At 69.7% G+C, this 24,436-nt stretch carries 19 protein-coding genes and 1 pseudogene; 11 read left to right on the plus strand and 9 right to left on the minus strand.

The features are described 5' to 3' along the window. Window positions 1-53: 53 nt before the first annotated feature. The 5 genes from pgmG to GXW78_RS12455 form a co-directional block, all read right to left on the minus strand. Window positions 54-1,466 (minus strand): phosphoglucomutase/phosphomannomutase PgmG, encoded by a 1,413-nt coding sequence (gene pgmG, locus GXW78_RS12435; protein WP_211869138.1) that lies wholly within the window; start codon window positions 1,464-1,466, stop codon window positions 54-56. A gap of 11 nt (window positions 1,467-1,477) precedes the next feature. Continuing rightward, the gene (locus tag GXW78_RS12440) at window positions 1,478-2,782 is read right to left on the minus strand and encodes a UDP-glucose dehydrogenase family protein (RefSeq protein ID WP_211869139.1); all 1,305 of its coding nucleotides are present in this window, start codon (window positions 2,780-2,782) and stop codon (window positions 1,478-1,480) included. A gap of 67 nt (window positions 2,783-2,849) precedes the next feature. Beyond that, a complete protein-coding gene (locus GXW78_RS12445) occupies window positions 2,850-4,802 on the minus strand; it encodes a phosphatidylglycerol lysyltransferase domain-containing protein (protein WP_211869233.1) in 1,953 nt (650 codons plus the stop codon). Window positions 4,803-4,804: 2 nt separating this feature from the next. Continuing rightward, window positions 4,805-6,436, minus strand: coding sequence for a lysine--tRNA ligase (locus GXW78_RS12450; RefSeq protein WP_338147740.1), 1,632 nt, complete (start codon window positions 6,434-6,436; stop codon window positions 4,805-4,807). 152 nt (window positions 6,437-6,588) lie between these two features. Further along, window positions 6,589-7,221 carry a DUF1194 domain-containing protein gene (locus tag GXW78_RS12455; RefSeq protein WP_246522118.1) on the minus strand — a complete coding sequence of 211 codons (633 nt, stop codon included), beginning with the start codon at window positions 7,219-7,221 and terminating at the stop codon, window positions 6,589-6,591. Here GXW78_RS12455 and GXW78_RS12460 point away from each other — a divergent pair. Continuing rightward, window positions 7,111-9,159 (plus strand): helix-turn-helix domain-containing protein, encoded by a 2,049-nt coding sequence (locus GXW78_RS12460; RefSeq protein WP_246522093.1) that lies wholly within the window; start codon window positions 7,111-7,113, stop codon window positions 9,157-9,159. The genes GXW78_RS12455 and GXW78_RS12460 overlap by 111 nt on opposite strands. A gap of 101 nt (window positions 9,160-9,260) precedes the next feature. Further along, the gene (locus tag GXW78_RS12465) at window positions 9,261-10,274 is read left to right on the plus strand and encodes an aspartate-semialdehyde dehydrogenase (protein WP_211869141.1); all 1,014 of its coding nucleotides are present in this window, start codon (window positions 9,261-9,263) and stop codon (window positions 10,272-10,274) included. 57 nt (window positions 10,275-10,331) lie between these two features. Here the strand turns inward: GXW78_RS12465 and GXW78_RS12470 are convergent, their stop codons facing one another. Further along, window positions 10,332-10,895 carry a lysozyme inhibitor LprI family protein gene (locus GXW78_RS12470; RefSeq protein ID WP_211869142.1) on the minus strand — a complete coding sequence of 188 codons (564 nt, stop codon included), beginning with the start codon at window positions 10,893-10,895 and terminating at the stop codon, window positions 10,332-10,334. A gap of 292 nt (window positions 10,896-11,187) precedes the next feature. Between GXW78_RS12470 and GXW78_RS12475 the strand changes: the two genes are divergently transcribed. Both GXW78_RS12475 and GXW78_RS12480 read left to right on the plus strand, forming a co-directional pair. Next, on the plus strand, window positions 11,188-11,796 hold the full coding sequence (locus GXW78_RS12475; protein ID WP_211869143.1) for a pyridoxamine 5'-phosphate oxidase family protein: 609 nt from the start codon (window positions 11,188-11,190) through the stop codon (window positions 11,794-11,796). 587 nt (window positions 11,797-12,383) lie between these two features. Next, a pseudogene (locus GXW78_RS12480) lies at window positions 12,384-13,115 on the plus strand (SDR family oxidoreductase). On the opposite strand, the gene GXW78_RS12490 reads toward GXW78_RS12480, so the two are convergent. Continuing rightward, a complete protein-coding gene (locus GXW78_RS12490) occupies window positions 13,116-13,508 on the minus strand; it encodes a hypothetical protein (RefSeq protein ID WP_211869146.1) in 393 nt (130 codons plus the stop codon). Between the two features lie 114 nt (window positions 13,509-13,622). After that, window positions 13,623-14,060, minus strand: a complete 438-nt coding sequence (locus GXW78_RS12495; protein ID WP_211869147.1) for a hypothetical protein — start codon at window positions 14,058-14,060, stop codon at window positions 13,623-13,625. 130 nt (window positions 14,061-14,190) lie between these two features. On the opposite strand from GXW78_RS12495, the gene GXW78_RS12500 reads away from it, so the two are divergent. The 7 genes from GXW78_RS12500 to GXW78_RS12530 all read left to right on the plus strand — a co-directional run bounded on the left by GXW78_RS12500 (window position 14,191) and on the right by GXW78_RS12530 (window position 21,378). Then, entirely contained in the window at window positions 14,191-15,105 is a 915-nt protein-coding gene (locus tag GXW78_RS12500; protein WP_211869148.1) for an ABC transporter permease subunit, read from the plus strand. Next, window positions 15,102-16,379 carry a high-affinity branched-chain amino acid ABC transporter permease LivM gene (gene livM, locus GXW78_RS12505; RefSeq protein ID WP_456307081.1) on the plus strand — a complete coding sequence of 426 codons (1,278 nt, stop codon included), beginning with the start codon at window positions 15,102-15,104 and terminating at the stop codon, window positions 16,377-16,379. The genes GXW78_RS12500 and livM overlap by 4 nt, the downstream gene beginning before the upstream one ends. Continuing rightward, a complete protein-coding gene (locus tag GXW78_RS12510; protein ID WP_211869149.1) occupies window positions 16,379-17,176 on the plus strand; it encodes an ABC transporter ATP-binding protein in 798 nt (265 codons plus the stop codon). Before livM ends, GXW78_RS12510 begins: the two co-directional genes overlap by 1 nt. Further along, window positions 17,170-17,877, plus strand: a complete 708-nt coding sequence (locus GXW78_RS12515) for an ABC transporter ATP-binding protein (protein WP_211869150.1) — start codon at window positions 17,170-17,172, stop codon at window positions 17,875-17,877. The genes GXW78_RS12510 and GXW78_RS12515 overlap by 7 nt, the downstream gene beginning before the upstream one ends. A gap of 221 nt (window positions 17,878-18,098) precedes the next feature. Then, window positions 18,099-19,730: an NAD(P)/FAD-dependent oxidoreductase gene (locus GXW78_RS12520; RefSeq protein ID WP_211869151.1), complete on the plus strand. Its 1,632-nt coding sequence runs from the start codon at window positions 18,099-18,101 to the stop codon at window positions 19,728-19,730. Further along, entirely contained in the window at window positions 19,727-20,902 is a 1,176-nt protein-coding gene (locus GXW78_RS12525; protein ID WP_211869152.1) for a BaiN/RdsA family NAD(P)/FAD-dependent oxidoreductase, read from the plus strand. Before GXW78_RS12520 ends, GXW78_RS12525 begins: the two co-directional genes overlap by 4 nt. Window positions 20,903-20,934: 32 nt before the next feature. Beyond that, the gene (locus GXW78_RS12530) at window positions 20,935-21,378 is read left to right on the plus strand and encodes a hypothetical protein (protein WP_211869153.1); all 444 of its coding nucleotides are present in this window, start codon (window positions 20,935-20,937) and stop codon (window positions 21,376-21,378) included. Here the strand turns inward: GXW78_RS12530 and GXW78_RS12535 are convergent. After that, entirely contained in the window at window positions 21,344-24,433 is a 3,090-nt protein-coding gene (locus GXW78_RS12535; RefSeq protein ID WP_211869154.1) for a caspase family protein, read from the minus strand. The genes GXW78_RS12530 and GXW78_RS12535 overlap by 35 nt on opposite strands. Window positions 24,434-24,436 lie beyond the last annotated feature (3 nt).

A 24,436-nucleotide genomic window follows, 5' to 3' on the forward strand; every position in this document is an offset into this window, starting at 1 on the left:
AGGGATGCTTCGATACGCCGGCTGCGGGGAATGGGGGCGGAGCCCCCTCCCTTTCAGTGCCCTGCGTTCTCCGCCGAAAAGTCCGGGGCTTCCAGGCCGCTGGCCACGAGCTGCTTCACGAGCTGCCCCTTCAGCCGTTCCAGCCCGGCCTCGGTCTTCGCCTCGCAGCGCGCGACCAGCACCGCCTGGGTGTTGGAGGCCCGTAGCAGCCACCAGCCGTCCTCGGTCAGGACCCGGACGCCGTCCACGTCCTGAACCTTGGCACCTTCGGTGGCGAGGCGGTCCTTCACTTCCTTCACCACGGCGAACTTCCGCTGCTCCTCGCAGTTGAAGCGCAGCTCGGGCGTATTGATCACCTGCGGCAGGGCAGCGCGCACGGCGGAAAGCCTCTCCTGCATCCGTGCGACGATGCCGAGCAGGCGGACGGCGGAATAGGGTGCGTCATCGAAGCCGTACCACTTGTCCGCGAAGAAGATGTGGCCCGACATCTCGCCGGCCAGCGGGCTGCCGGTCTCGGCCATCTTCGCCTTGATCAGCGAGTGGCCGGTCTTCCACATCAGCGGATCGCCGCCAGCTTTCGCCACCTCATCGAACAGCACCTGCGATGCCTTCACGTCGGCGATGACCGTCGCGCCCGGCTTCGACTTCAGGACATCCCGCGCCAGCACGATCAGCAGCTGGTCGCCGAACAGGATGTGGCCCTCATTGTCCACCACGCCGATTCGGTCGCCATCGCCGTCGAAGGCGATGCCGAGATCGGCCTTCTCCCGCGCCACTTCGGTGATGATCTGCTCGAGGTTCTTCGCCACCGTCGGGTCGGGGTGATGGCTGGGAAAGGTGCCGTCCACATCGCCGTTGATGACGTAGTGCGTGCCGGGCAGCCGGGCGGTCAGGGCCTTCACGATCGGCCCGGCCGAACCGTTGCCGGGGTCCCACACCACCTTCAGCTTGCGGTCGCCACCATCCCAGTCCCGCAGCACGCGGTCGGCATAGGCACCGGCGATGTCCACGGCGCGGTCTGTGCCGACAGCCTCGGGCACCACGTCGCCCTCGGCTGCCATGCGGCCGATCTCCTGGATCGCGCTGCCGTAGAACGGCTTCTTGCCGATCATCATCTTGAAGCCGTTGTAGTCCGGCGGGTTGTGGCTGCCGGTGACCATCGCGGCGCCGTCGGCCTCCTGGTCGTAGGCCGCGAAATACAGCATCGGCGTCGCGCACAGCCCGATGCGCACGACCTCCAGCCCACAGGTGCGCAGGCCGGCGACGAGTTGCGCCTCCAGCTCCGGCGAATGCAGCCGCCCATCATAGCCCACCGCGACGCGCTTGCCGCCGGCGCGGACGACCACGGACCCGAAGCAACGGCCGATCGCGAAGGCATCCTCGGGCTTCAGCGTTTTTCCGACGATCCCGCGGATGTCGTACTCACGAAGAACGGTCGGGTCGAAGCGGTGGTTGAAGGCGGGCATGGTCACTCCGTTCACGGGCGGCCGATGGAAGAATAGGTGATGCCGGCAGCGCGCATCGCCGCCGGGTCCCACACGTTGCGCAGGTCGAGAACAACGTCGCCCTTCATGGCGGCCTTGAGGCGGTCAGGTGACAATGCACGGAATTCGTTCCATTCCGTCAGCACCACCACGGCGTCCGCCCCCTCGGCCGCGGCGAGCGCGGTGCCGGCGAAGTCCACCGCCGCCGGTAGCGCCTGCCGCGCGTGGCCCGGCTGCGGGTCGTAGGCGCGCACGTCCACCCCCGCCGCGACGAGCGCCGGCAGGATGACGAGGGACGGTGCATCGCGCATGTCGTCCGTCTCGGGCTTGAAGGTCACGCCGAGCACACCGACGCGCCGGCCCTTCGGGTCCGGCCCCAACGCCGCCAGGATGCGCTCGGCCATCTGCACCTTGCGTGCGTCATTCACCGCGATGGTGGTCTCGACCAGCCGGATCGGGCTGCCGGCATCCTGCGCCGTCCGCGCCAGCGCCAGCGTGTCCTTGGGGAAGCAGGACCCGCCATAGCCCGGGCCGGGATGCAGGAACTTCCGCCCGATCCGCCCGTCGAGGCCCATGCCGCGCGCCACGTCGTGCACGTCCGCACCGACCTTCTCGCACAGGTCCGCGATCTCGTTGATGAAGGTGATCTTGACGGCGAGGAAGGCGTTGGCAGCGTACTTGATCAGTTCCGCGCTCTCGAGCGAGACGGCGAGAACCGGCGTCTCGATCAGGTAGAGTGGCCGGTACAGCCGCTTCAGCACGGTCGTCGCGTGGTCGTCATCGACGCCGATCACCACGCGGTCGGGCCGCATGAAGTCGCCGATCGCGTTGCCCTCGCGCAGGAATTCCGGATTCGATGCGACGGAAATCGGCGCATCGGGCCGGGCGCGGCGGACGATCGCCTGCACCTCCCGGCCCGTGCCGACCGGCACGGTCGACTTCGTCACCAGCACCAGCGGCCCCTCGGCGGCCCGCGCCACCTGCTCGGCTGCCGCGTAGACATAGGACAGGTCGGCGTGGCCATCCCCCCGCCGGGTCGGCGTGCCGACGGCAAGAAACACCGCATCCGCCCCCTTCACCGCCGCCACGAGGTCGGTCGTGAAGGTCAGCCGGCCGTCCCGCACATTCTCGGCGACCAGATTGTCGAGGCCGGGCTCGTAGATCGGCATCCGGCCGGCCTTCAGCCCCTCGATCTTGTCGGGATCGACGTCCACCACCGCCACATCGACGCCGAACTCGGCGAAGCAGGCGCCTGAGACGAGTCCGACATAGCCAGCGCCGATCATGGCGATTCGCATGAGGATCCCTCGCGGATGGGGTGAGGCACGGCTGGAATGACGCGTCGCGATAGGTCTTGCAAGCGGATCACGCGACCTCGTCCTCGGCGGGCAGAAGGGACAGCAGCCCTTCCATGTCCCGCTCCGGACGGCAAAGAAGATAGAGTGGCCCGGTCGGGCCCGGCTTCAGCGGAAACGGCGTCAGGCCGATATCGGCATAGACGCGCAGCAGGGCGGGCCCGGCGCGCCAGAAGGCGGGGTCGACGCGGTTTCTCTCGCACAGGTCCCGGAAACGCCAGATCGCGGAGATTCGGTCCCGCTCCTCCCCGGCCGGATCGCCAAGGGCGAGCCAAGTCTCCTCCCGCTTCACAAAGGCGAAGCCGGCACGGCCGGCCTCCCCGAAGATCGCGCCGTCCGCACCGCCCACCACCGGCGCCGTGGCGCCCAGCGCGATCAGGCGCTGCCGAACCGCCTCATCATAGGGCAGCACCGCGATGCGGGCCGGCCGCAGCAGCGATGCGGCCGCCGCGATCAGTAGCACCGCGGCGAGGCCGACCGCGAAGCGCAGCGAATCCGGCACCTCGGCCGAGAGCACCACGCCCCACCAGGACAGATCCGCATAGGGGCCGGCATAGGCGATGCCCGCGAGGGTCAGGCCGCTGAACGACAGGGCGGCGAGGGCGGCGACCGTCTCGCCCGCCAGCGCCTCCGAGGTCAGCCGCGCGCGGCGATAAAAGGCCGGGCGCACCGTCGTCAGCAGCAGCATCAGCAGCAGGAAACCGCCGGTCAGCCACCAGGGCTCCCCCCGCAGCCAGACCACCAAGGCGCCATTCAGCAGCAGCAGCAGCGCCGCCCACCAGGCAATGGCGAGCCGCCGCATCAGCCCATAGGCTGCGACCAGCAGCAGGCAGCCGACCACCGAGGCGGCGAAATGGCTCGCCGCGTCGTCCAGCAAGTCGAAGACGCCGTCGAGCGCGTTCGGCTTCGGCGGCAGCGCGCCGATGATGATCATCGTCATCGCCGCGAGGCCGGTGAGCGCGGCCATTGCCGGCACCTCGAAGGAAATCGCGACGCCGCGCTCGGGCGCGATGCGTTCCATCAGGTGACGCCGCTGACTGATCTCGAAGGCCGCAAACATCAGCCCGGCGATGAACAGCGGCACGATGTAGTAATACAGCCGGAACAGCAGCAGCGCGCCGATCACGACCGGCGCCGGCAGGTAGTTCGCAAGGCCGATCAGGATGGCCCCGTCGAAGACGCCGATGCCGCCGGGGACATTGGCGATGATGCCGGCCGACAGCGCGAGCACGTAGATCGCAAGGAAGTGCAGGAAGGTCAGCCCCTCCGCATGCGGCAGCAGCGTCCAGAAGATCAGCGCCGTCACCGCGACATCCGCCGAGGCCAGCGCCGTCTGGCCCACCGCCATGCGGAAGCCCGGCAGGTCGATCTGGTGCCCGAACAGCCGGAAATGCGACACGAAGCGCGCCGCGAGGATGTAGGAACAGACGATGATCCACATCACGGCGCCGACCGCCTGCATCATCCAGCGCGGCGTACCGTCTCCGAAGAAGGGCAGCACCTCCGGCTCGACGATCAGCACCAGGCCGCCGAGCGCGAAGCCACCGAGGCCGAAGGTGAGCGAAGTGAAGGCGACGACCTTGGCAATGGCAAGCGGCGGCAGCCCCCAGGCCGCGTAGAAGCGGTACCGCACCGCCGCCCCCGACACGGTCGCGAAGCCGAGGTTGTTCGCCAGCGAATAGGCGACAAAGGAGGCCAGCGAGGTCCGTGCATAGGACACCGGATGCCCCGCATACACCGAGCCCAGCCGGTCATAGGCCGTCAGCACGATGTAGGCTGTCAGCGTGAAGCCCGCGGCCGCCCAGAGCGCGACCGCCGGCGTGGCATCGAGCGCACCCTTGATGTCCGCCCAGGAGAGCGTGCGGAACTCGCGCTGCACGACATAGAGGGCGCCGCCAAGCAGCAGAAGGCCGAAGACGGTCGGCCCGTGCCGCTTCACGAGGGCGAGCAGGCGCGCACCCATGCTCACGCGGCCGGGTTCTCCTGCCGCCGCGCCAGGGCCGTCTCGATCAACCCGATCGTGCCGGCGATGCCGTAGAGCGCCACGAAGCCGCCGAAGCGCGGCCCTTCCTCCTGCCCGAGCAGAACTTGGTACAGCGCGTTGAACCAGGCGCGCGAAACGCCCATCGAGCCGTCCTTGTTCGGCTGCTGGAAGGGCTCGCGACGGCCGGCATCGTAGACCAGGTCCTGGATCTCCTTCGCGCGCTGCTCGGGCGGCATGGCTTCGAGGTCCACGGCACGGTCGCGCAACGCGCTCATCAACGCTGACAGGGCCTCGCGCTCCGGCTCGGTCGGCAGGCGGAAGCGCTTCGTCGGTGCGACGAAGTCCCGGTAATAGTGCACGGCATGCTCAACGAGCTTGCCGAGCAGCGGTTGCGTCGCCGGCGTCGCCCCCGGCGCGTAGCGCGCGAGGAACCCCCACAGGATCGCCGGATCATCCGCGTTCACCACTGAGGCGAGGTTCAGCAGCATGGTGAAGGAGACGGGCGGCTCCGGGTCGTTCGGCACCGCCCCGGCGTGGATGTGCCAAGCCGGATTCGTCGCATCCGGCGCCGTGCGCAGCCGCGCCCGGTGCTGGAGGTATTCGTCCACCGCGCGGGGGATCTGGTCGAAGAACAGCCGCTTCGCCCGCTGCGGCTGGTTGTACATGTATTGCGACAGGCTTTCCGCCGGCGCGTAGCGCAGCCATTCGTCGATGGTCAGCCCGTTGCCCTTCGACTTGCTGATCTTCTGGCCCTGCTCGTCCAGGAAATGCTCGTAGGTGAAGGCATCGGGCGGCTCGGCGCCGAGCACCCGGCAGATCGCCGAGGATAGCCGCACGGAATCGATCAGGTCCTTGCCCGACATCTCATAGTCGACGCCGAGCGCGTACCAGCGCAGTGCCCAATCGGCCTTCCACTGCGCCTTGCAATGCCCGCCCGTGATCCGCGTCGCGTGGCGCGTGCCATCCGCCGGGTCGCGCCAGATCAGCAGGTCCTCGGAGGGGCGCACCTCCTCCATCGGCACCTGCATCACAACGCCGGTCTTCGGGTGGATCGGCAGGAATGGCGAGTAGGTCGCGCGGCGGTCCGGGCCCAGCGTCGGCAGGATGACCGCGCGGACCTTCTCATGCTTCTCCGCCATGCGGATCAGGGCGTCGTCGAAGCGTCCGGACTTGTAGTAGTCGGACGAGCTCGCGAATTCGTAGTCGAAGCCGAAGGCGTCGAGGAACGCCCGCAGCCGGGCATTGTTGTGGTGCCCGAAGCTCTCATGCGTGCCGAAGGGGTCGGGGATGGCGGTGACCGACCGGCCGAGATGCTCGGCCAGCATCTCCTTGTTCGGCACGTTGTCCGGCACCTTGCGCAGCCCGTCCATGTCGTCGCTGAAGGCGATCAGCCGGGACGGAAGCCCCGTCAGCAGGGTGAAGGCATGCCGGACCCAGGAGGTGCGCGCGACCTCCCCGAAGGTACCGATATGCGGCAGGCCGGACGGGCCGTAGCCCGTCTCGAACAACGCGACGTCCTTGCCCGATTTCGCCAGCCGCGCGGCGACCTTGCGCGCTTCCTCGAAAGGCCATGCCTTCACGGTCGTGAGGTCGGGAACGGTGGGGATCGTCACGATGGCTGAACTCAACGGCAGATAAGGCCGGGGTTTATACGGTGATAGGCGGGACCGCGCGACCCCTGAGCCCCCCGGGGCGTCGTTCCGGCAGGACGGCCGAAGGTCCGGCGCCCCGGGCGAAGGACGGGTTTTTCCGGACCATGGGCAGCCTATGAGCCGGGCCGCATGGGGCTCCCCGCGAATATGGGATCGCGCGGGCCCTCCCCCGGCACGTGCGCGACTTCGAGCACCAGCTTCCGAAGGATGGCCCGCTCGAAACTCCCTGCGTCCTGCGCCACGACCATGAAGGCGCCCGGCCCCCCGATGACGTTCTGAGCGAAATAGCCGGCGAGATCGCTCACGACATCCAGCATGGGCAGGCCGTTCACGGTCGCGCCCGCGGCGACCGCGTCGTCGCGCGCCTCGCTCGCCAGCCGGCCGTCATTATTCGGTCCATTGCCGGAAACATCGATCACGCGGCGCATCGCCGCATAAGGTGCCCGGTCGAGCAACGCCACCGCGAAGTCGATGCCGCCGCTGATCGATGTGTAGCCCGGGATCGGCCGGGATGCGCGCAGGAGCGCGGTGGCGAATTGCCGCGCGTCGGCGCCGGTCTCGACGACGCTCCAGGGAACGACCAGTGACTGGCGCTCACGATCGGTCCACTCGATCGCGGCGAGAGCGACCCTGCCATGAAACCCGGACGCTACCGCATCGAGGAAGGCGTCGCTCGCGACGGCCCGCGCGTGGCCAGAGCGCTGAAGCGTCAGCCTTTCATCGCTGAGGCTGCCGGAAACGTCCATGGCAAGCGCCAGCAGCAGGTCCACGGCGCCGCCCGCACTCCGGGCAACGGCGGGCCGGGACGACGATGCGCCCGCCAGTGCAGTCGCGACAAAACTCCTGCGCAGCATCTCCCTCGGCCTCCCTCCCCTCGGGCAGCCGACCGGCTCAGCCGGCCCGCCAGCGGATGCGTAGGGGACAACATCCGCGCGGCGGCGGCCTATCCGGTTCCAGCCATTCGGATCGGCCATCCGGAGGATTCCCACGCAGATCTGGGGCTGAGAGCGCTATCCTGCCATGTGGTTGCGAGACCGCGCCTGGAGCAGCATCGCATGGCGCCATACGAGCATCCTGCCGAGGCACCGACGCCGAGCATCGCCGCGCCGCGCGACGTCAGGATCGCGCTCGCCTACCTGCGCCGGGCGCTGGCGCTGCGCATGACGATGCCTGAATTGGCCCAGCTCTGCGGGGTGCCCGAACGTACCTTGCATCGTCATTTCGTCGCTTTCGTCGGCCGGCCGCCGCTCGAGCACCTCCGTCGGATGCGCCTGTCGGCGGTGCGCGACGCACTGCTCGCCCCGGATGGCGGCGCAACGGTCACCCGGGTCGCGACTGGTTTCGGGTTTCTGCATCTGGGGCGCTTCGCAGCGGAATACCGGCAGCAATTCGGCGAGCCGCCGTCGGCGACGCTCTCGCGGGCCAGGGCGGCCGTGGCCGATTCGGGCGCCGCCGGCAATGCGCTCGGCGCACGACCGGAACGGATGGACGACGCCTTGTTCTGCCCCTCGCCGAGGCGCATCGCAGCAGAGCTCGCGGTGCTCCACTTCCGCGCCGATACCGCCGATCCCGATCTGGCGAGATTCGCAGAATCGCTGACCGAGCAGATGACCGCCGGGTTGAGGCGGTTTCACGGATTCGCGGCCCGCCTCGGCGGCGCCGGGCGAAGCGACCGCTATTGCCTGACCGGACATGTTGCGCGCCTTGCGGATGGCACGGTGCGGGTCGTGACGCAGCTGCGCGACCGTCCGGATGGCGAATGTCACGTTTGGGGCGACGCCCATCATGGGACGATCGACGATCTCGCCGGCTTGCTGGGTCGTGTGGTCAGCGACGTGGTCAGCGCGGTGCAGCCAGGCACCGACGGGACGGCAATCGAATGCGCGCGGCGAGGTCCGCCAGCTGTTCCGCGCGCCGGCGACCTCGTGTTGCGCGCCCTGCCCCTCGTCCTGGCGGCCGACCCGACCAGCGCGACGCTGGCGCTCGGCATGCTCGAAGACGCCATGGGCCTCGATCCCGACGATGCGCGACCCGTCGCGCTGGCGGCGTGGTGCCGCAGCCAGCGTGTCCTCTACGACGGCGTCGCCGATCCGGCCGCGGAACGCAGGCGGGCCCGGCAACTGGCCGATCGCGCGGCGGCGCTCGATCACCTCGCGGATCCGTGGGTGCTCACGGCGCGCAGCGGCGTCACCATGGCGGAAGGCCGCCGCGATGAAGCGCTGGTCCTGCTGGCGCGTGCCAAGGCGATCGATCCCGGCTTCGGCTGGGCCTGGGAGCGCAGCGCCTGGGTGCTGGCGAACCAGGGCAACGGCGAAGGAGCCCTCGGGCAGTTCCGCCGCGCCCTGCCGCTGAAAGGACCGCGCGCGCCGATCGGCAACTGCCTGGCCGGCATCGGGGCTGCGTATTTCAGCGCGGGCCGCTTTGCGGAGGCCGCCCGCTGGATCAATCGCGCCCTCACCGAGAACCCCGGCGCCGTCTGGCTCAACCGCAACCTGGCGCCCTGCTATCTGGCCCTTGGCGACCGCACGGCTGCCGCCGCGTCGGTCAGACGGCTTCGCGAGGCCCACCCACGCCTCACGCTCGCGCAGATCACGATGGCGCGGCCTCCCCTTTGCGAGGAGGCCGAGCGCGTTGCCGAGGGGCGCATCCTGGATGGGCTGATCGCTCTCGGGATGCCGCGCTGACGGGCCGGGGCACCCGCGCCCGGCAACAATGCTTTGGTCCTCAGCCGGCTTTGCGCTAAGCATCCCGCCCCCTTCCAACCGTCGAAAGGACAAAGAGGGACATGCGTGTCGGTATTGTCGGCGCCACCGGGGCGGTGGGCCGCGAGCTTGTGGATGTTCTGGGGCGCCGGGCCTTCCCGGTCACCTCCCTGAGGCTGTTCGCCTCCGCCCGCAGCGCCGGCACGAAAACGAAAACGCCCTTCGGCGACGTCACGATCGAGGAATTCTCGGACGCCGCCGTGCGCGACCTCGACCTCGCTTTGCTCGCTGTGTCCGGTGACTTCGCCAAGGCCCATGCGCCGGCGATGGTCGCGGCGGGCGTCACGGTGGTCGACAATTCCTCCGCCTTCCGCCTGCAGGACGACGTTCCGCTGGTGGTGCCCGAGGTGAATGCGGCGGCCGCGGGCGACGCCCGGCTGATCGCGAACCCCAACTGCACGACCGCGATCCTGGTCGTCGCCCTGGAACCGCTGCGCAAGGCCTTCGGCCTGAAGCGCGTGATCGTGTCCACCTACCAGGCGGCCTCGGGTGCCGGGGCGGAGGGCATGGCGGAACTCGAGCGTGAGACGCGCCGCGTGCTGGTCGAGGGCGTGAAGCCGGAGAACGAGGTGTTCCGCTGGCCGCTCGCCTTCAACGTCATCCCGCAGATCGATGCCTTCCAGCCGAACGGCTACACGAAGGAGGAGATGAAGGTGACGTGGGAGAGCCGGAAGATCATGGGCATGCCCGATCTCCCGATCTCGTGCACCGCGGTCCGCATCCCGACCATGCGCGTGCATGCGGAAGCGGTGACTATCGAGACGGAACGCCCCATCACGCCGGAAGCGGCGCGCGAGGTGCTGCGCAATGCCCCGGGCGTGAAGCTGGTGGATGACCCCGAGCAGGGCCTCTACCCGATGCCGATCAACGCGACGGGCCAGGACGACGTCGAGGCCGGCCGCATCCGGGCGAACCCGGTGTTCGGGGATCGCGGGCTCGACTTCTTCCTCTGCGGCGATCAGCTGCTGAAGGGCGCCGCGCTGAATGCGGTGCAGATCGCCGAGCGCCTGACGATCAAGGCGCGCAAGGCCGCTTGAGCCAAGGGCGCGACGGTGAGGCCGAGAGGGGGGAGTCCCTCTCCCGGCCTGCACCGGTCAGGGCCCCTCGACCGAAGCGAAGCCGACCGCCAGCCACATCTCGTCACGCAACCGCTTCAGCTCCAGCGCGCGGATCGCCGTCTGCTCCAGCCGGCAGGAAAGCCGGTTCGCTTCCGCCTCGGCCGGCGGCGACAATGTTCCTTCCAGCGCGCAGGCAGCGTCCCGATAGCCGATGAAGGCGCGTTGCAGCCGCCGCAGCGTTTCCTGCTGCGCAGTCGGCGCAAGCAGCGCGACCTCGCGAGCCCAGCGTTCCATCTGCTGCTGCCACAGCGCCGTCTCGACCTGGGCGCAGATGGCGGCGGATTGCGGCCGCCCAGGCAGCGCCGGCAGGCGCGCGATTAGCAGCCCCTCTCCCGGCTCGCCCTGGCAGACCGCGGCGAGCCGCCAGGCGCAGCGACCAAAGGCCGCGCGCGGCGGATGCGCCAGCGCGCCCAGCACGCACGCTTCGAGCCAGGCACGTTCGGCCGGTAGGGGCCGCGCCGGGTCGGGCGCACGTTGCGCCGCCACCGGCAGCGCTGCCAGCGTCAATGCCCAACCGATCGCCACCCAACCCCGCGCCATCGATCATCCCCCGAGCGGTCGCGGCCCGCGCAGCACCGTCGCCGGGGCGCATCCTGCCGCATCCGTGCGGGATCGCGCTCGCCTTCCGATCACATCACGAGCGCCGTCGCTATGCGGCAGGCCCGCCGTAGCGCCACGGACCGCAGGCAGCCGCGGGAGGGCCAACCCGATGCCGCCAGTCCTGCGCCGCTGCATGAAGCCTCGATGAACGTGGAGAGGTGGCACGGTCCTCCGTCTACCGACGGCCGACCCCGGGGCGTATCGCCGCGACGGCAGCAAGGGAGACCCGGCCATGCGGATCGAGACGGTGGACGCGTTGGAAGCGATCTACGGCGCGCCGAACCTCGCCTCCACGGCGAAGGTCGCGGATCGCATCACCCCCGAGTACCGCCGGCTGATCGAGGCATCCCCCTTCCTCGTCCTGGCCACGGTCGGGCCGGAGGGGCTGGACGCCTCGCCGCGCGGGGATGCCCGTGGCCTGGTGCGCCTGGCCGACGACCGCACGCTGCTGCTGCCCGACCGCCGCGGCAACAACCGCGTGGACAGTCTGCGCAACATCGTGCGCGACCCGCGCGTCGGCCTGCTGTTCCTGATCCCCGGCTCCGGCACCACGCTGCGTGTCAACGGGCGCGCCCATCTGTCGATCGACCCCGACCTGCTGGCATCCTTCGCGGTCGAGGGCGCCACGCCGCGATCCGTCGCGGTCATCGAGGTGCAGGAGCTGTTCTTCCAGTGCGCCCGCGCTGTGGTGCGCGCCGGGCTGTGGGATGCCGACCGCCACGTCCCGCCGGGCAGCCTGCCGACGCCTGGACGCATCCTCGCCGTGATGAGCCGCGGCGAAACCGGCGGCGAGGTCTATGACCGCGAATGGCCGGCCCGCGCCGCGCGGACGATGTGGTGAAGCAGTGCGGCGGCAGCCGGAGCCGCTGTCGCCTCTCGAATGGGTTGGGAGGGCCGGTGCGGCGGGGGCGGACGCTTTCGCGACGACGATGATTGTTCCCGCGGCCAGGGCGGCTGCTTCGGTGATTCGGAAGGCCATTCCGCGTGGCGCCGCAGCTGGCAGAACCGTCGGTAGCGCTGAGGACGTCGCGGAGACAGTCTCCGGCGTAAAGCACGTCCGCTGCGCGTGAAGCCTTCATCCACGGCGGCGGGCAACGATGACAATGCCGAGAAGCGGTCGGCCGCCACGCAGTCCCGCAGCGTTAAGCGGTGATTGCATCGCCGGCGGCGGGCGCGGCCCCTCCGCCGGGCAGGAGGACCATGATGAAGGTGACCGAACAGCAGCGCGCGGTGCAGGAGCAGGTGCGCAAGGCCGATGAAGCGCGGCCGCGCGAGGAGATGGCGGCTGCGATGCAGGCCGGGGCGCGACGTTACCCCGAGCCGCCCTTCCCGGATCAGCAACTGCGGAAGCCGGGGATTGAAGCCGAGCAGCAGCTCCCTCCGATGTATGAGGCGCCCTATTATCGCGGTTCGGGCAAGCTCGATGGCATGAAGGCGATCGTGACCGGTGGCGATTCCGGCATCGGCCGCGCGGTATCGGTTCTCTTCGCACGCGAGGGCGCGGACGTCGCCATCATCCATCTGGAGGAGGAACAGGCCGACGCTGACGCGACGCGCGTTGCTGTGGAGGGCGAAGGGCGTCGCTTCCTCGGCATTGTCGGTGACGTCACGGATAGGCAGTTCTGCATGGAAGCCGCGCGGCGCGTCGCTGCGGAACTCGGCGGGATCGACATCCTGGTCAACAACGCCGCCTTCCAGCTTCATGTCTCGCGCTTCGAGGACCTGACGGCCGAGCATTTCGACCTCACCATCAAGACCAACCTCTACGGCTACTTCCATATGGTGCAGGCCTGCCTGCCGCACCTCCGGCCGGGGTCCTCGATCGTGAATACCGGATCGGTGACCGGCTTCGAGGGCAGCTCGGCGATCGTCGACTACTCGATGACGAAGGGCGGTATACACGCCTTCACCCGAGCCCTGTCCGGCAGCCTGCTGCCCAAGGGCATCCGCGTGAACGCCGTGGCCCCCGGGCCGGTCTAGACCCCGCTAAACCCCAGCGACAATGTTGAGAAGGCGAAGAGCTTCGGCTCGAAAACCGCGATGAAAAGACCGGCGCAGCCCGAGGAGCTTGCGCCAGCCTATGTCTTCCTCGCCTCCCCCCAGATGTCGAGTTACATCACGGGCGAGATCCTGCCGGTCGTCGGCGGATACGCGCAGTAGCTACCGCAGCAGCGCCGCGTAGCGATCACGATAGGCGTAGAGCATCGTGCCGGTCATCAAGGCCAGCAGGATAGCCACCGGCATGCCCTGCGGGTTCAGCACGATGTGGAACAGGATGATGACCGTGATGATCGGCAACAGCAGCAGCAGCGCCGCAGCCGGTGCGCGGTTGGTCAGCAGGCCGATCGCGGCGATCAGGTCGACCACCTTCATCAGGGGCCAGAGGAAGCCACTGTCCTTCAGCGCATCCTCGAAGCGCAGACCGGCGGCGGAAGTCGGCGGCTGCACCAGGCTCTGCCCGGTGGCCATCCAGTAGAATCCGTCCAGCGCGCCCACCAGGAACAGCAATCCCAGCAGGACACGAGGAACATCGACGGCAAGGCGGCGGATCATGGCGGCTCCGGACAGCTCGGGACCGCCCTCCTACAACCCTGCCGGCGACGCGCAAGACCTTCCGCGTCCAGAACGTGACCTGCAGCACGCCGCCGGCCGGTGGCGCGGCTCTCGTCAGCTCCGGTCGACCGGCTGCTGCGGGCCGGTCGGCGTCGCGCGGAACGACATCGGCACCGTCTGCCGGTTATTCAGCGTGATGTTGCAGTCGAACTGGCGGTCGGCCTTGGCGAGCTCCCGCGACTGGCACACCGCGGTGACCGGCATCGTCCCGGCGTAGCCCTGCAATGTCGTCGCGCCATATGTCACGAGCGTACCCTGTACCGCCGGCTGACCGTTCACCCGGATGTAGAGGTCATGCCGAGGCGCCGTGTTGCCCTGGACCGGAACGCGGAGCGTGTTCATCTCGCCCGAAACCACGGCCTGCTGGCTGGTGCCGGGAATCGCGCCTGGGACCACCACCGTCTGCTCTGCCGCGCGGGAAACGCCAGGTGCCGTCTGGGTACAGGCCGCCACCGCGAGCATGGCCACGCCGGCCAGGGCAATCCGTCGCATTTTCACCTCCGTGTCTCGTCTTCACGGAACGAACGCCATGCATGGAATCAAGTTGCAGAGCGCGAATCCGCTTCCGGCCTCGGCATCCCTGCCCTAGCGTCCCTTCGCTGGGAAAGAAGTTGGGGGGCCCGTGGCCTATGCGCTGCAACAGCTGATCAACGGGATCAGCCTCGGGATGATCTACGGGCTGATCGCCGTGGGCTACACGATGGTCTACGGCATCATCGGGATGATCAACTTCGCCCATGGCGATATCTTCATGATCGGCGCCTTCATCGCGCTGATCTCCGTCGTGATGCTGATCTCAGGTGGCATCATGGATGGCCCTGCGGCGATCCTCATCGTGTTGCTCGTCTCGATGTGCGTCACCGCGCTGTATGGCTGGACGGTCGAACGCGTTGCCTACCGCCCGCTGCGCGGCTCCTTCCGCCTCGCGCCGCTGATCTCGGCGATCGGCATGTCGATCGTGCTGCAGAACTACGTGCAGGTCGCGCAGGGCGCGCGGGTGAAGCCGATCGACTCCGTGCTGCCCGGCGGCGTCACCGTGCTGCGCGCGGAATCCTTCGTCGTGCAGTTCTCCTACATGCAGATGCTGATCATCGCGCTGACGCTGGGCGTGCTCGCGGTGTTCACCTGGCTGGTCACGCGAACGCCGCTCGGCCGCGCGATGCGCGCCTGCGAGCAGGACCGCAAGATGGCCTCGCTGCTCGGCATCGACACCGACCGCACGATCAGCCTGACCTTCGTCATCGGCGCGTCGCTCGCCGCCGTGGCGGGCACGATGTACCTGTTCCGCTATGGCGTGATCGACTTCTACATCGGCTTCCTCGCCGGGGTGAAAGCCTTCACCGCGGCGGTGCTCGGCGGCATCGGGTCACTGCCCGGCGCAGTGCTGGGCGGATTGCTGATCGGGCTGATCGAGACCTTCTGGTCCGCCTATTTCAGCGTGGAATACAAGGATGTCGCGGCCTTCTCGATCCTTGCCATCGTGCTGATCTTCATGCCGACCGGCCTGCTCGGCCGGGCCGAGGTCGAGAAGGTATGATGCCACAGGCGCTGAAGGATGCGGTGCTGACGGCACTGGTGGCTTTCGGCCTGTTCGCGCCGATGGTCGGCCTGCGGACCGATGTCGGGCCGAGCGGCGCATTGGTGCTGCGGCAGCGCTGGGGGGATGTGGCAATCCTGGTCGGCCTCGCCTTCGCGGGGCGGCTTGCGCTGCTGGCCTGGCGCGCCGCGCGCGGCGAACCGCGCCCGCAATCGACGGCCCGCGCGGAGGCGATCCGCCGCGCCGGCAGGCTGGTCGCGCCGCTGCTGCTTGCCGTCGCCGTGCTGCTGCCCTTCATGCCCGGCACGGGCCGCTATGAACTCGACCTCGGCATCCTCGTGCTCACCTACGTCATGCTCGGCTGGGGGCTGAACATCGTAGTCGGGCTCGCCGGCCTTCTCGACCTCGGCTACGTCGCCTTCTATGCGGTTGGCGCCTATTCCTACGCGTTGCTCGCCACCACCTTCGGCCTGTCCTTCTGGGTCTGCCTGCCGCTTGCCGGCATCCTGGCCGCCTTCTGGGGCATCCTGCTGGGCTTCCCGGTGCTGCGGCTGCGCGGCGACTACCTCGCCATCGTCACGCTGGCCTTCGGCGAGATCATCCGCATCGTGCTGCTGAACTGGGTCAGCCTGACCAACGGGCCGAACGGCGTCAGCGGCATCCCGCGCCCGACCTTCTTTGGCCTGACCTTCAGCGCCGGCGGCGGGCCTGGCTCCTTCGCCGATTTTTTCGGCCTCGAGCCCTCACCCTCGCATCGCGTGATCTTCCTCTACTACCTCATCCTCGCGCTCGCGCTGATCACGAACGTCATCAGCATCCGCCTGCGGCGCCAGCCCCTCGGCCGTGCCTGGGAAGCACTGCGGGAGGATGAGATCGCCTGCCGCGCCCTCGGCATCAACATCACCACGACGAAGCTGACCGCTTTCGCGCTGGGTGCCATGTTCGCCGGCATCGCCGGATCCTTCTTCGCCACGCGGCAGGGCTTCATCAGCCCGGAATCCTTCACCTTCATCGAGAGCGCGATCATCCTCGCCATCGTCGTGCTCGGCGGCATGGGCAGCCAGATCGGCATCGCCATCGCCGCACTGGTGATGATCGGCGGGTTCGAGGTGTTCCGCGACCTCGACGAATGGCGGATGCTCGTCTTCGGCCTCGTCATGGTGATGATCATGGTGCTGCGCCCGCGTGGGCTGGTCGGCCACCGCACGCCCTCGGTCGCGCTGGGCGAGCGGCGCATGATCAGCGCCGAGCACGTCGCCGAGGGCCATGGCTGATGGCCGCGCCGATCCTGCAAGCCGAGAACCTCACCATGCGCTTCGGCGGCCTGGTCGCCGTCGATGCCGTATCCTTCACGGCGCATCACGGCGACATCACCGCGATCATCGGTCCGAACGGGGCCGGCAAGACGACGCTGTTCAACTGCATCACCGGGTTCTACCGCCCCAGCGGTGGCGCGCTGCGCCTGCAGCGGGACGGCGCGCCGGTCGACCTGCACCGCCTCGCCGGCCATCGCATCGCCCGTGCGGGCGTCGCCCGCACCTTCCAGAACATCCGGCTGTTTCCGGGCATGACGGCGCTGGAGAACCTGCTCGTCGCGCAGCACAACACGCTGATGGCAGCCACCGGCTTCGGCATCGGTGCACTGCTCGGTGCGCCATCCTATCGCCGGGCGGAGAAGGCCGCGATCGCCAGGGCGGTCCACTGGCTGGAACGCACCGCGCTGATCGCCCGCGCGGACGACCCCGCCGGTGCCCTGCCCTATGGCCAGCAGCGGCGGCTCGAGATCGCGCGCGCCATGTGCACCGATCCTGTCCTGTTGTGCCTCGACGAGCCGGCCGCGGGGCTGAACCCTCGGGAATCGGAGGAACTCTCCACCCTGCTGCGCGGCATCCGCGACGGCGGCTGCTCGCTGCTGCTGATCGAACACGACATGGGCGTGGTGATGGGCATCTCCAACCGCGTGGTCGTCCTCGACCACGGCCGCAAGATCGCCGACGGCACGCCCGCCGAGGTCCGCGCCGATCCTCGCGTCATCGCGGCCTATCTCGGCGAGGGCGACGACGAATGCTGAGGGTCGATGCCGTCTCCACGGGCTACGGCGCGGTGCAGGCGCTGCGCGATGTGTCGATCGAGGTCGCGCAGGGGGAGATCGTCACCCTCGTCGGCGCGAACGGCGCCGGCAAATCCACCCTGCTGATGACGATCTGCGGCGACCCGCGCGCGCGCACCGGCCAGGTGGTCTTCGAAGGCCGCGACATCACCCGCCTGCCGACGCACGAGATCATGCGCCTCGGCCTCGCCCAGGTGCCGGAAGGCCGCCGGGTCTTCCCGCGCATGTCTGTGCTGGAGAACCTGCTGATGGGCGCGCAAGTCGCGGGCCACGACCCGGCGCCACTGCTGCACCAGGTCTTTGCCCTGTTCCCCCGGCTGCAGGAGCGCCAGACGCAGCGCGGCGGCACGCTGTCCGGCGGCGAGCAGCAGATGCTGGCCATCGGCCGCGCGCTGATGTCGAAGCCGCGGCTGCTGCTGCTGGATGAGCCCTCCCTCGGCCTCGCACCCCTGATCGTACGCCAGATCTTCGCCGCCATTCGCGAGCTGAACGAGAAGGAAGGCCTGACCGTTCTGCTGGTGGAGCAGAACGCGAACCAGGCGCTGCGGCTGGCACATCGCGGTTACGTGCTGGTGAACGGGCGGATCACGCTGCGCGGCGCGGGACGGGAACTGCTGGCGATGCCGGAGGTGCGCGACGCCTACCTCGGCGGCGGGCACTGACGGAGACGGGAGGAGCTCCGCCCCTCCCGAACCCTCCCCGCCAAAGGCCGAAAGGCCTTTGGAAACCTTGACCTGGCGCCGTGCGCGACGGGCAGTCGGAAGACCACCGCCGGCTCTCACGCACCATTCCCCGATGAGGAGAGGTCCAAAGAGGAACAAGGCCCTGTGCGGTCGCCACCTGCGCACATCGTCCAAGAACCAACGCGTGCTATACGCCCCTCATGCTGCGCCTGACCGAACTGAAGCTCCCGCTCGACCACCCGCCCGACGCGCTCGAAGCGGCGGTGCGCGCGCGCCTCGGCCTGCGCGGCGACGAGCTTCGCGCCATGCACATCGCGCGTCGGGCCTGGGATGCCCGCAAGCGGTCGAACATCATCCTCGTCTATTCCGTCGATATCGAGGTCGCCGACGAGGCCGCCCTGCTGCGCCACGCAGCGCGGGACAAGGTGCTGGCGCGCACGCTCGGCCTCACGCCGGACACGACCTACCGGCACGTCGCCCGCGCGCCGTCGGGCGGATGGAAGCGTCCGGTCGTCATCGGCACCGGCCCCTGCGGCCTGCTCGCCGCTCTGATCCTCGCCGAGATGGGCTTTCGCCCGATCATCCTCGACCGCGGCAAGGTGGTGCGCGAACGCACCAAGGACACCTGGGCGCTGTGGCGGCGGCGCGAGCTGACGCCCGAGAGCAACGTGCAGTTCGGCGAAGGCGGTGCCGGCACCTTCTCGGACGGCAAGCTCTATTCCGGCATCAAGGCGCCGGAGGCGGTGACGCGGAAGGTGCTGACCGAGTTCGTCGCGGCCGGCGCGCCGGAGGAGATCCTGTATGTGGCGAAGCCGCATATCGGCACCTTCCGCCTGGTGACGATGGTGGAATCCCTGCGCGAGAAGATCACCGCATTGGGCGGCGAGTACCGCTTCGGCACGAAGGTGACGGATTTCCTCATCGATCGCGGCATGATCCGCGGTGTCGTCACCGAAGCCGGCGAGACCATCGAGACCGACCACGTCGTGCTGGCGATCGGCCATTCGTCCCGCGACACGTTCCAGACGCTGCACGACCGCGGCGTCCTCGTCGAGGCCAAGCCCTTTTCCATCGGCGTGCGCATCGAGCACCCGCAATCCATCATCGACCGCGCCCGCTTCGGGGATCTCGAGAAGAACCCGATCCTCGGCGCTGCGGACTACAAGCTGGTGCATCACGGTCGGACGGGGCGCGACGTCTATTCCTTCTGCATGTGCCCCGGCGGCACGGTCGTCGCCGCAACATCGGAACCGGGCCGCGTCGTGACGAACGGGATGAGCCAGTATTCGCGCGCCGAACGCAACGCGAATGCCGGCATCGTGGTGGGCATCACGCCGGAGCGCGACTATCCCGGCCATCCGCTCGCCGGCATCGCCTTCCAGCGCCACTGGGAGGAACAGGCCTTCATCGCCGGCGGCGGCGACTACAGCGCACCCGCGCAGCGCGTGGGGGATTTCCTGGCGGGACATCCCTCCACCGCGCTCGGCGACGTCGTGCCGTCCTACAAGCCGGGGGTGACCCCGACCGATCTCGCGCGCTGCCTGCCCGATTTCGCCGTCGCCGCGATCCGCGAGGCGCTGCCCGAATTCGGCCGCCAGATCCGCGGCTTCGACATGGAGGATGCGGTGATGACGGGGGTGGAGACGCGCACCTCCTCCCCCATCCGCATCCGCCGCGGCGCGGATTTCCACAGCGTGAACACCGTCGGCCTGTACCCGGCCGGCGAAGGCGCCGGGTATGCAGGCGGCATCTTCTCCGCCGCCGTGGACGGCATCCGCGTGGCGGAGGCGGTTGGCCGGGACATGGCGGGCCGGAGCGCAGCCGCGGCGTGAGCGATTTCGATGTGGTGGTGCTCGGCGCCGGCGCGGCCGGGCTGTTCGCCGCGATGCGGGCGGGGCAGCGCGGGCGGCGCGTGTTGCTGCTGGACCATGCGGAGGAGCCGGGCAAGAAGATCCTGATCTCCGGCGGCGGGCGCTGCAACTTCACGAATACCGGCTGCGTGCCGGACCGCTTCATCTCGGCGAACCGGCATTTCGCGCGCTCCGCGCTGGCGCGCTTCACGCAGCACGACTTCATCGCATTGGTGCGCAAGCACGGCATCGCCTTCCACGAGAAGACGCTCGGCCAATTGTTCTGCGACGGATCGGCGCGGCAGATCGTGCAGATGCTGCTGGCGGAATGCGAGGCCGCCGGCGTCGATCTGCGCCTGCGGCACCGCGTCACCGACGTCGCGCGCGCCGACCGCTTCACCATCGCCACCGACCACGGCACCTTCCGCGCGGAATCGCTGGTGCTGGCGACCGGCGGCCTGTCCATCCCGAAGATGGGCGCGACGGGCTTCGCGCATGACGTCGCGCGCCGCTTCGGGTTGCCGATCGTGACACCGGCGCCAGGATTGGTGCCGCTCACCTTCGACGGCAGCGCGCTGGACCTGATGCGCCCCCTCGCCGGGGTCGCCCTGCCCGTGGTCGCGCGCGCCGGCCGCGCCGCCTTCCCCGAGGCGATGCTGTTCACTCATCGCGGCCTGTCCGGCCCGGCGATCCTCCAGGCCTCCTCCTACTGGCAACCCGGCGGGCCCATGACCATCGACCTGCTGCCCGGGCAGGACGCGACGACATTGCTGCTTTCGGCGAAGCGCGCGCGGCCAAAGGCGGAACCCCGCACCATCCTCGCCGACTGGCTGCCGCAGCGTCTCGCCCAGTCCATGGCTGCGTCCCATCTGCCGCCGCGCATCATGGGCGAGCTCGGCGACGCAGCGCTGAAGGCGCTTGGCGCGCTGCTGCGGTCCTGGCGGTTGGAGCCCGCCGGCACCGAGGGCTACGCCAAGGCCGAGGTGACGCTGGGCGGCATCGACACCGCCGCGCTTTCATCCAAGACCATGGCCGCCACGGCCGTCCCCGGCCTGTTCGTGATCGGCGAAGCCGTGGACGTCACGGGCTGGCTCGGCGGCTACAATTTCCAGTGGGCCTGGTCGAGCGGCTGGGCCGCCGGCGAGGCCGCCTAGAAACCGCCGCACTCGCATCCCATTCTCAATGCATGCGCAAGGTGACTCTCCTCGCCGGACTGATGCTCGGCGCCTGCGCCAGCCAGGCCGGCTTCGATGCACGAATGCAGTCTCTCGTGGGCCTGCCGGTCGGCGACCTTGTGCAACGCATCGGTGTCCCCGACAGCGACTTCACGACGCCGGAAGGCCGCCGCTTCCTGCAATACGAACGCCTTGGTACCAGTGCGCCGACGCCTGCACCCACCATGGGCATCGGCCTTGGCGGCTTCGGCTGGCGGGGGCCCTATGCGGGCGGCTGGGGCTGGGGCTGGGGTCTCGGCTATCCGGGCTACGCGCCGCCACCACCGTGCCGCGTGACCTTCGAGATCCGCGCCGACCGCGTGATGTCCTTCACCCGCGCCGGCGGCGGCTGCGTCGCAACCGAACCCGACCCGGCGCCCGCTACCGCTGCACCACCGCCAGCGGGAAGGACCTGAGGTCCCGCTGCGCCGCGCGGAACACCGCATTCTGCTGGTGCCCCTTCTCACGCGCGAGCTGCGGCACGCGCCGCATCACCCATTCGCCGAGCGCCAGCGCGGTCACCCGCCCTTCCGCATCGACGGCCGCACGCCCGCGCAGCCCCTCCATCAGGGCGTAGGCGAAGACGCCGTTGCGGTCGTCGTAGGAATCCAGCGCTTCCTGCACCGAGGACGACGCCGCGAGCAGGAAGCGACCGGTGTCGTTGCCGATCGCGGCGAGCTGGTCGATGTCGATCTGACCGGCATAGCAGGTGTCGATCAGGATGAAGGCGTCGCGTGCCCGGATGCGTGCGAGGGCCGCGACCAGCGTCGTGTCGTCCAGCGATTGCTGCCGCAGCACCTGGAAGTTGCTCGTGTCCCGCACATCCGACGGCAGGAACAGGAAGTGGTTGCCGGGCTGCGAGACGATGCCGTGCCCCGCCAGATACAGGATGAAGGTATCCGCCGGCCCAGTGTCCCGCGCGACAGCGGCCAGCGCCTCCAGCACGCCCTGGCGCGTGGCGCGCGAACTCGGCAGGAAGCGCAGGTCCACGTCGCGGAACAGCCCACCGCCGGCGGCACGCAGCACATCGCCGACTGAGCGCGCATCCGGCTCGGCGTAGCGTAGGTTCAGCTCCGAATTGGCATAGTCGTTCACGCCGATCGCCAGCACCACCAGGCGCCCCGCGCCCTGCGGCGCATCGGGTTCGCCCGGGCGGCGCAGCGCCATCGTCGGGCCTTCGGCGAACAGCGTGCCGTCGCTGCCATAGAGCCGCGTCACGATGCGGTTGCTGCCGGGGTCGAGCGGCACCTCGACGGCGGTATCTCCCGCCGATGGCTCCGCCCGCGCCGCGATGCGGTCATTCACCAGCACGTCGAGCGGCCCGAATCCCAGGCCGCGATCCGTTGCCGTGAAGCTCATGCGCAGCGCCGTGGAACCCTCGGGCAGCGCCCGCGCATCCCATGCCAGCTCGCGGCAATCCCCGCCCACCACGACGCAGAGCGACCCCGGCGCCAGGGAGGGCAATCGGCCGATGCGGCTGCGCACTTCACCAAGCTGCGCAAGGCGTTCCTGCGCCGCCTGGAAATCCCCCGCGATGCGCGCTCGCACCGCCCGCGGCGCATACAGCGCGCGATAAGCCTGCTGGAAGGACGCCCATTCCGGCGTCTGGTTCCGCCCGCCATTGAGATGGACACCGACCATCTCCTGCCCGCCATTGGCGCCGTGGTCGAATAGCCCCTCCGGCGTCCACAGCGCCCAACGCAGCGTCTCGGCGTGGACGAACAGCGCCGCCTGCTCGCGCAGCGCACCAGCCTCGAAGCGGTACCAGCGGATGGTGCCATCGCCGAGCGCGGCGATGCCCATGTCGCCTGCCACCGTCAGCCCCCACACGGCGCCCGGCGTCGGGATGGAATCGACCAGCCGCCCCTGCGCATCGAACAGCCGGATATGCGTGTCGGTGCCGAGCAGGAACCCGTCCTCCCGCACCAGGATCGCGAGGCTGCGGGCGAACTCGCCCTCACCCAGGCGCAACGGCACGTTGTTCAGCCGCGGGCGGTTGGAATTGCGCCAGTCCAGCACACGGATGCGCGGAGTCTCCGTACGCGCGGTGGCGAAGCCGCCCTCGCCCCGCCAGGCACTCAGGCTGCCGGTCAGCGGGTCGAAGACGACAGGCACGCCATTCGCGCGCAGGCTGAACTGCACCTGCGTCCCGTCGGCCGACAGCGCCAGCGTCACGCCGGTATTGCGGAAATCCCCACCCGGCGGCCGTGGCGCGGCGGCCAGCGTTCCCTCGGGCGCGATGCGCCCCCAGCCCGGATCGGCCGCGGCATAGACAAGCCCGCCCTGCGGCAGGGGCAGCATGTGGGAAATCGCGTCACGCGCCGCCGGGATGTCGGTGGCCGCGCCAAAGCCGAAATCCGCCCAGCGTCGGATCAGGAACTCGCGCTGCGTGTCTGGCGGGGAGACCAGCGCCGGGTCCAGCATCGCCTCCGCCGACGGCTGCTGCTGCCGCACCACCAGCCCGCGGCTGCCGGGAGCCGGCGCTGAGGAGGAGGATGACGAGGCCGGCCCCGCCGGCTGCTGTTGGGGCGCATTGGCCGGCGGTGCGACGCGCGTGCCGCCCTGCGGCGCCGGCGCCCGGGTATGCCGCGCATAGCCGCTGGCATAGAGCTGCAGCCCGCCCCGTCCGTCATGCGCCCAGGCGACGGCGGGAAGCCCCTCGCCCGCCAGCCCCGCGACATCCGGCACCAACACGGTGCGAAGGTCGGCGGTGGACAGCACTTCGACGCGCAGCCGGTCCTCGAAGCCCAGGACGAGCAGCGAGCCCTCGGGCGAAAAGGCAATGCCATAGGGCCGCGCGCCCTGCACCGGCGTCCGCTGCGCCAGCCGCCGCCCGTCCGGTGCGTAGAGCCGCACCGACCCGTCCGCCGAACTCGCGGCGAGCCGCCCCGTGCGGTCGAAGGCCACCATGCGGGCGGGGCCGGTGAAGGCCGTGTCCTCGAATTGCAGCCGGCCGTTTCGGGCATCCCAGACCTTGATGCCGGCACGCCCGCCGAGGGCGGCCGCGAGCCGTGTCCCGTCCGCCGAGAAGGCCAAATGCTGCACCGGCGCCGCCAGCCCGGGCAGGCGCGCAAGCAGCCGCCCGGTGGCGGCATCGAAGATGTAGAGCGCGAAGCTGCTGTCCCAGGATCGCGCGGTGAAGCCCGCGGCGGCGACGCGCGCGCCATCCGGCGTCAGCGCGACGGCGTAGAGCTCGCCCTCCGCCTCCGCCCCCATCGGCGGGCGGATCACCAGCCGCTGCGTGCCTTCCGGCAGGTTCCACAGCCGCAGCGTCTTGTCGTCGGAGACGGTGGCGAGGGTGCCGCCCGCCGCATCGGTCGCAAGGCGCGCGACCGGGGCGATATGCGCCCCGGCCTCGATCCGCAGGAAGGGCTGCTGCGGCGGTTCGTTCGGCGCCTGGGCGAAGGCGGGGACGAACAGGCAGCAAGTCGCCGCGAGCCACAGCGCCCGCAGCAGGCGGCGACCGGCCATGGC

Source organism: Neoroseomonas terrae, assembly GCF_018129025.1.
Classification (GTDB): domain Bacteria; phylum Pseudomonadota; class Alphaproteobacteria; order Acetobacterales; family Acetobacteraceae; genus Neoroseomonas; species Neoroseomonas terrae.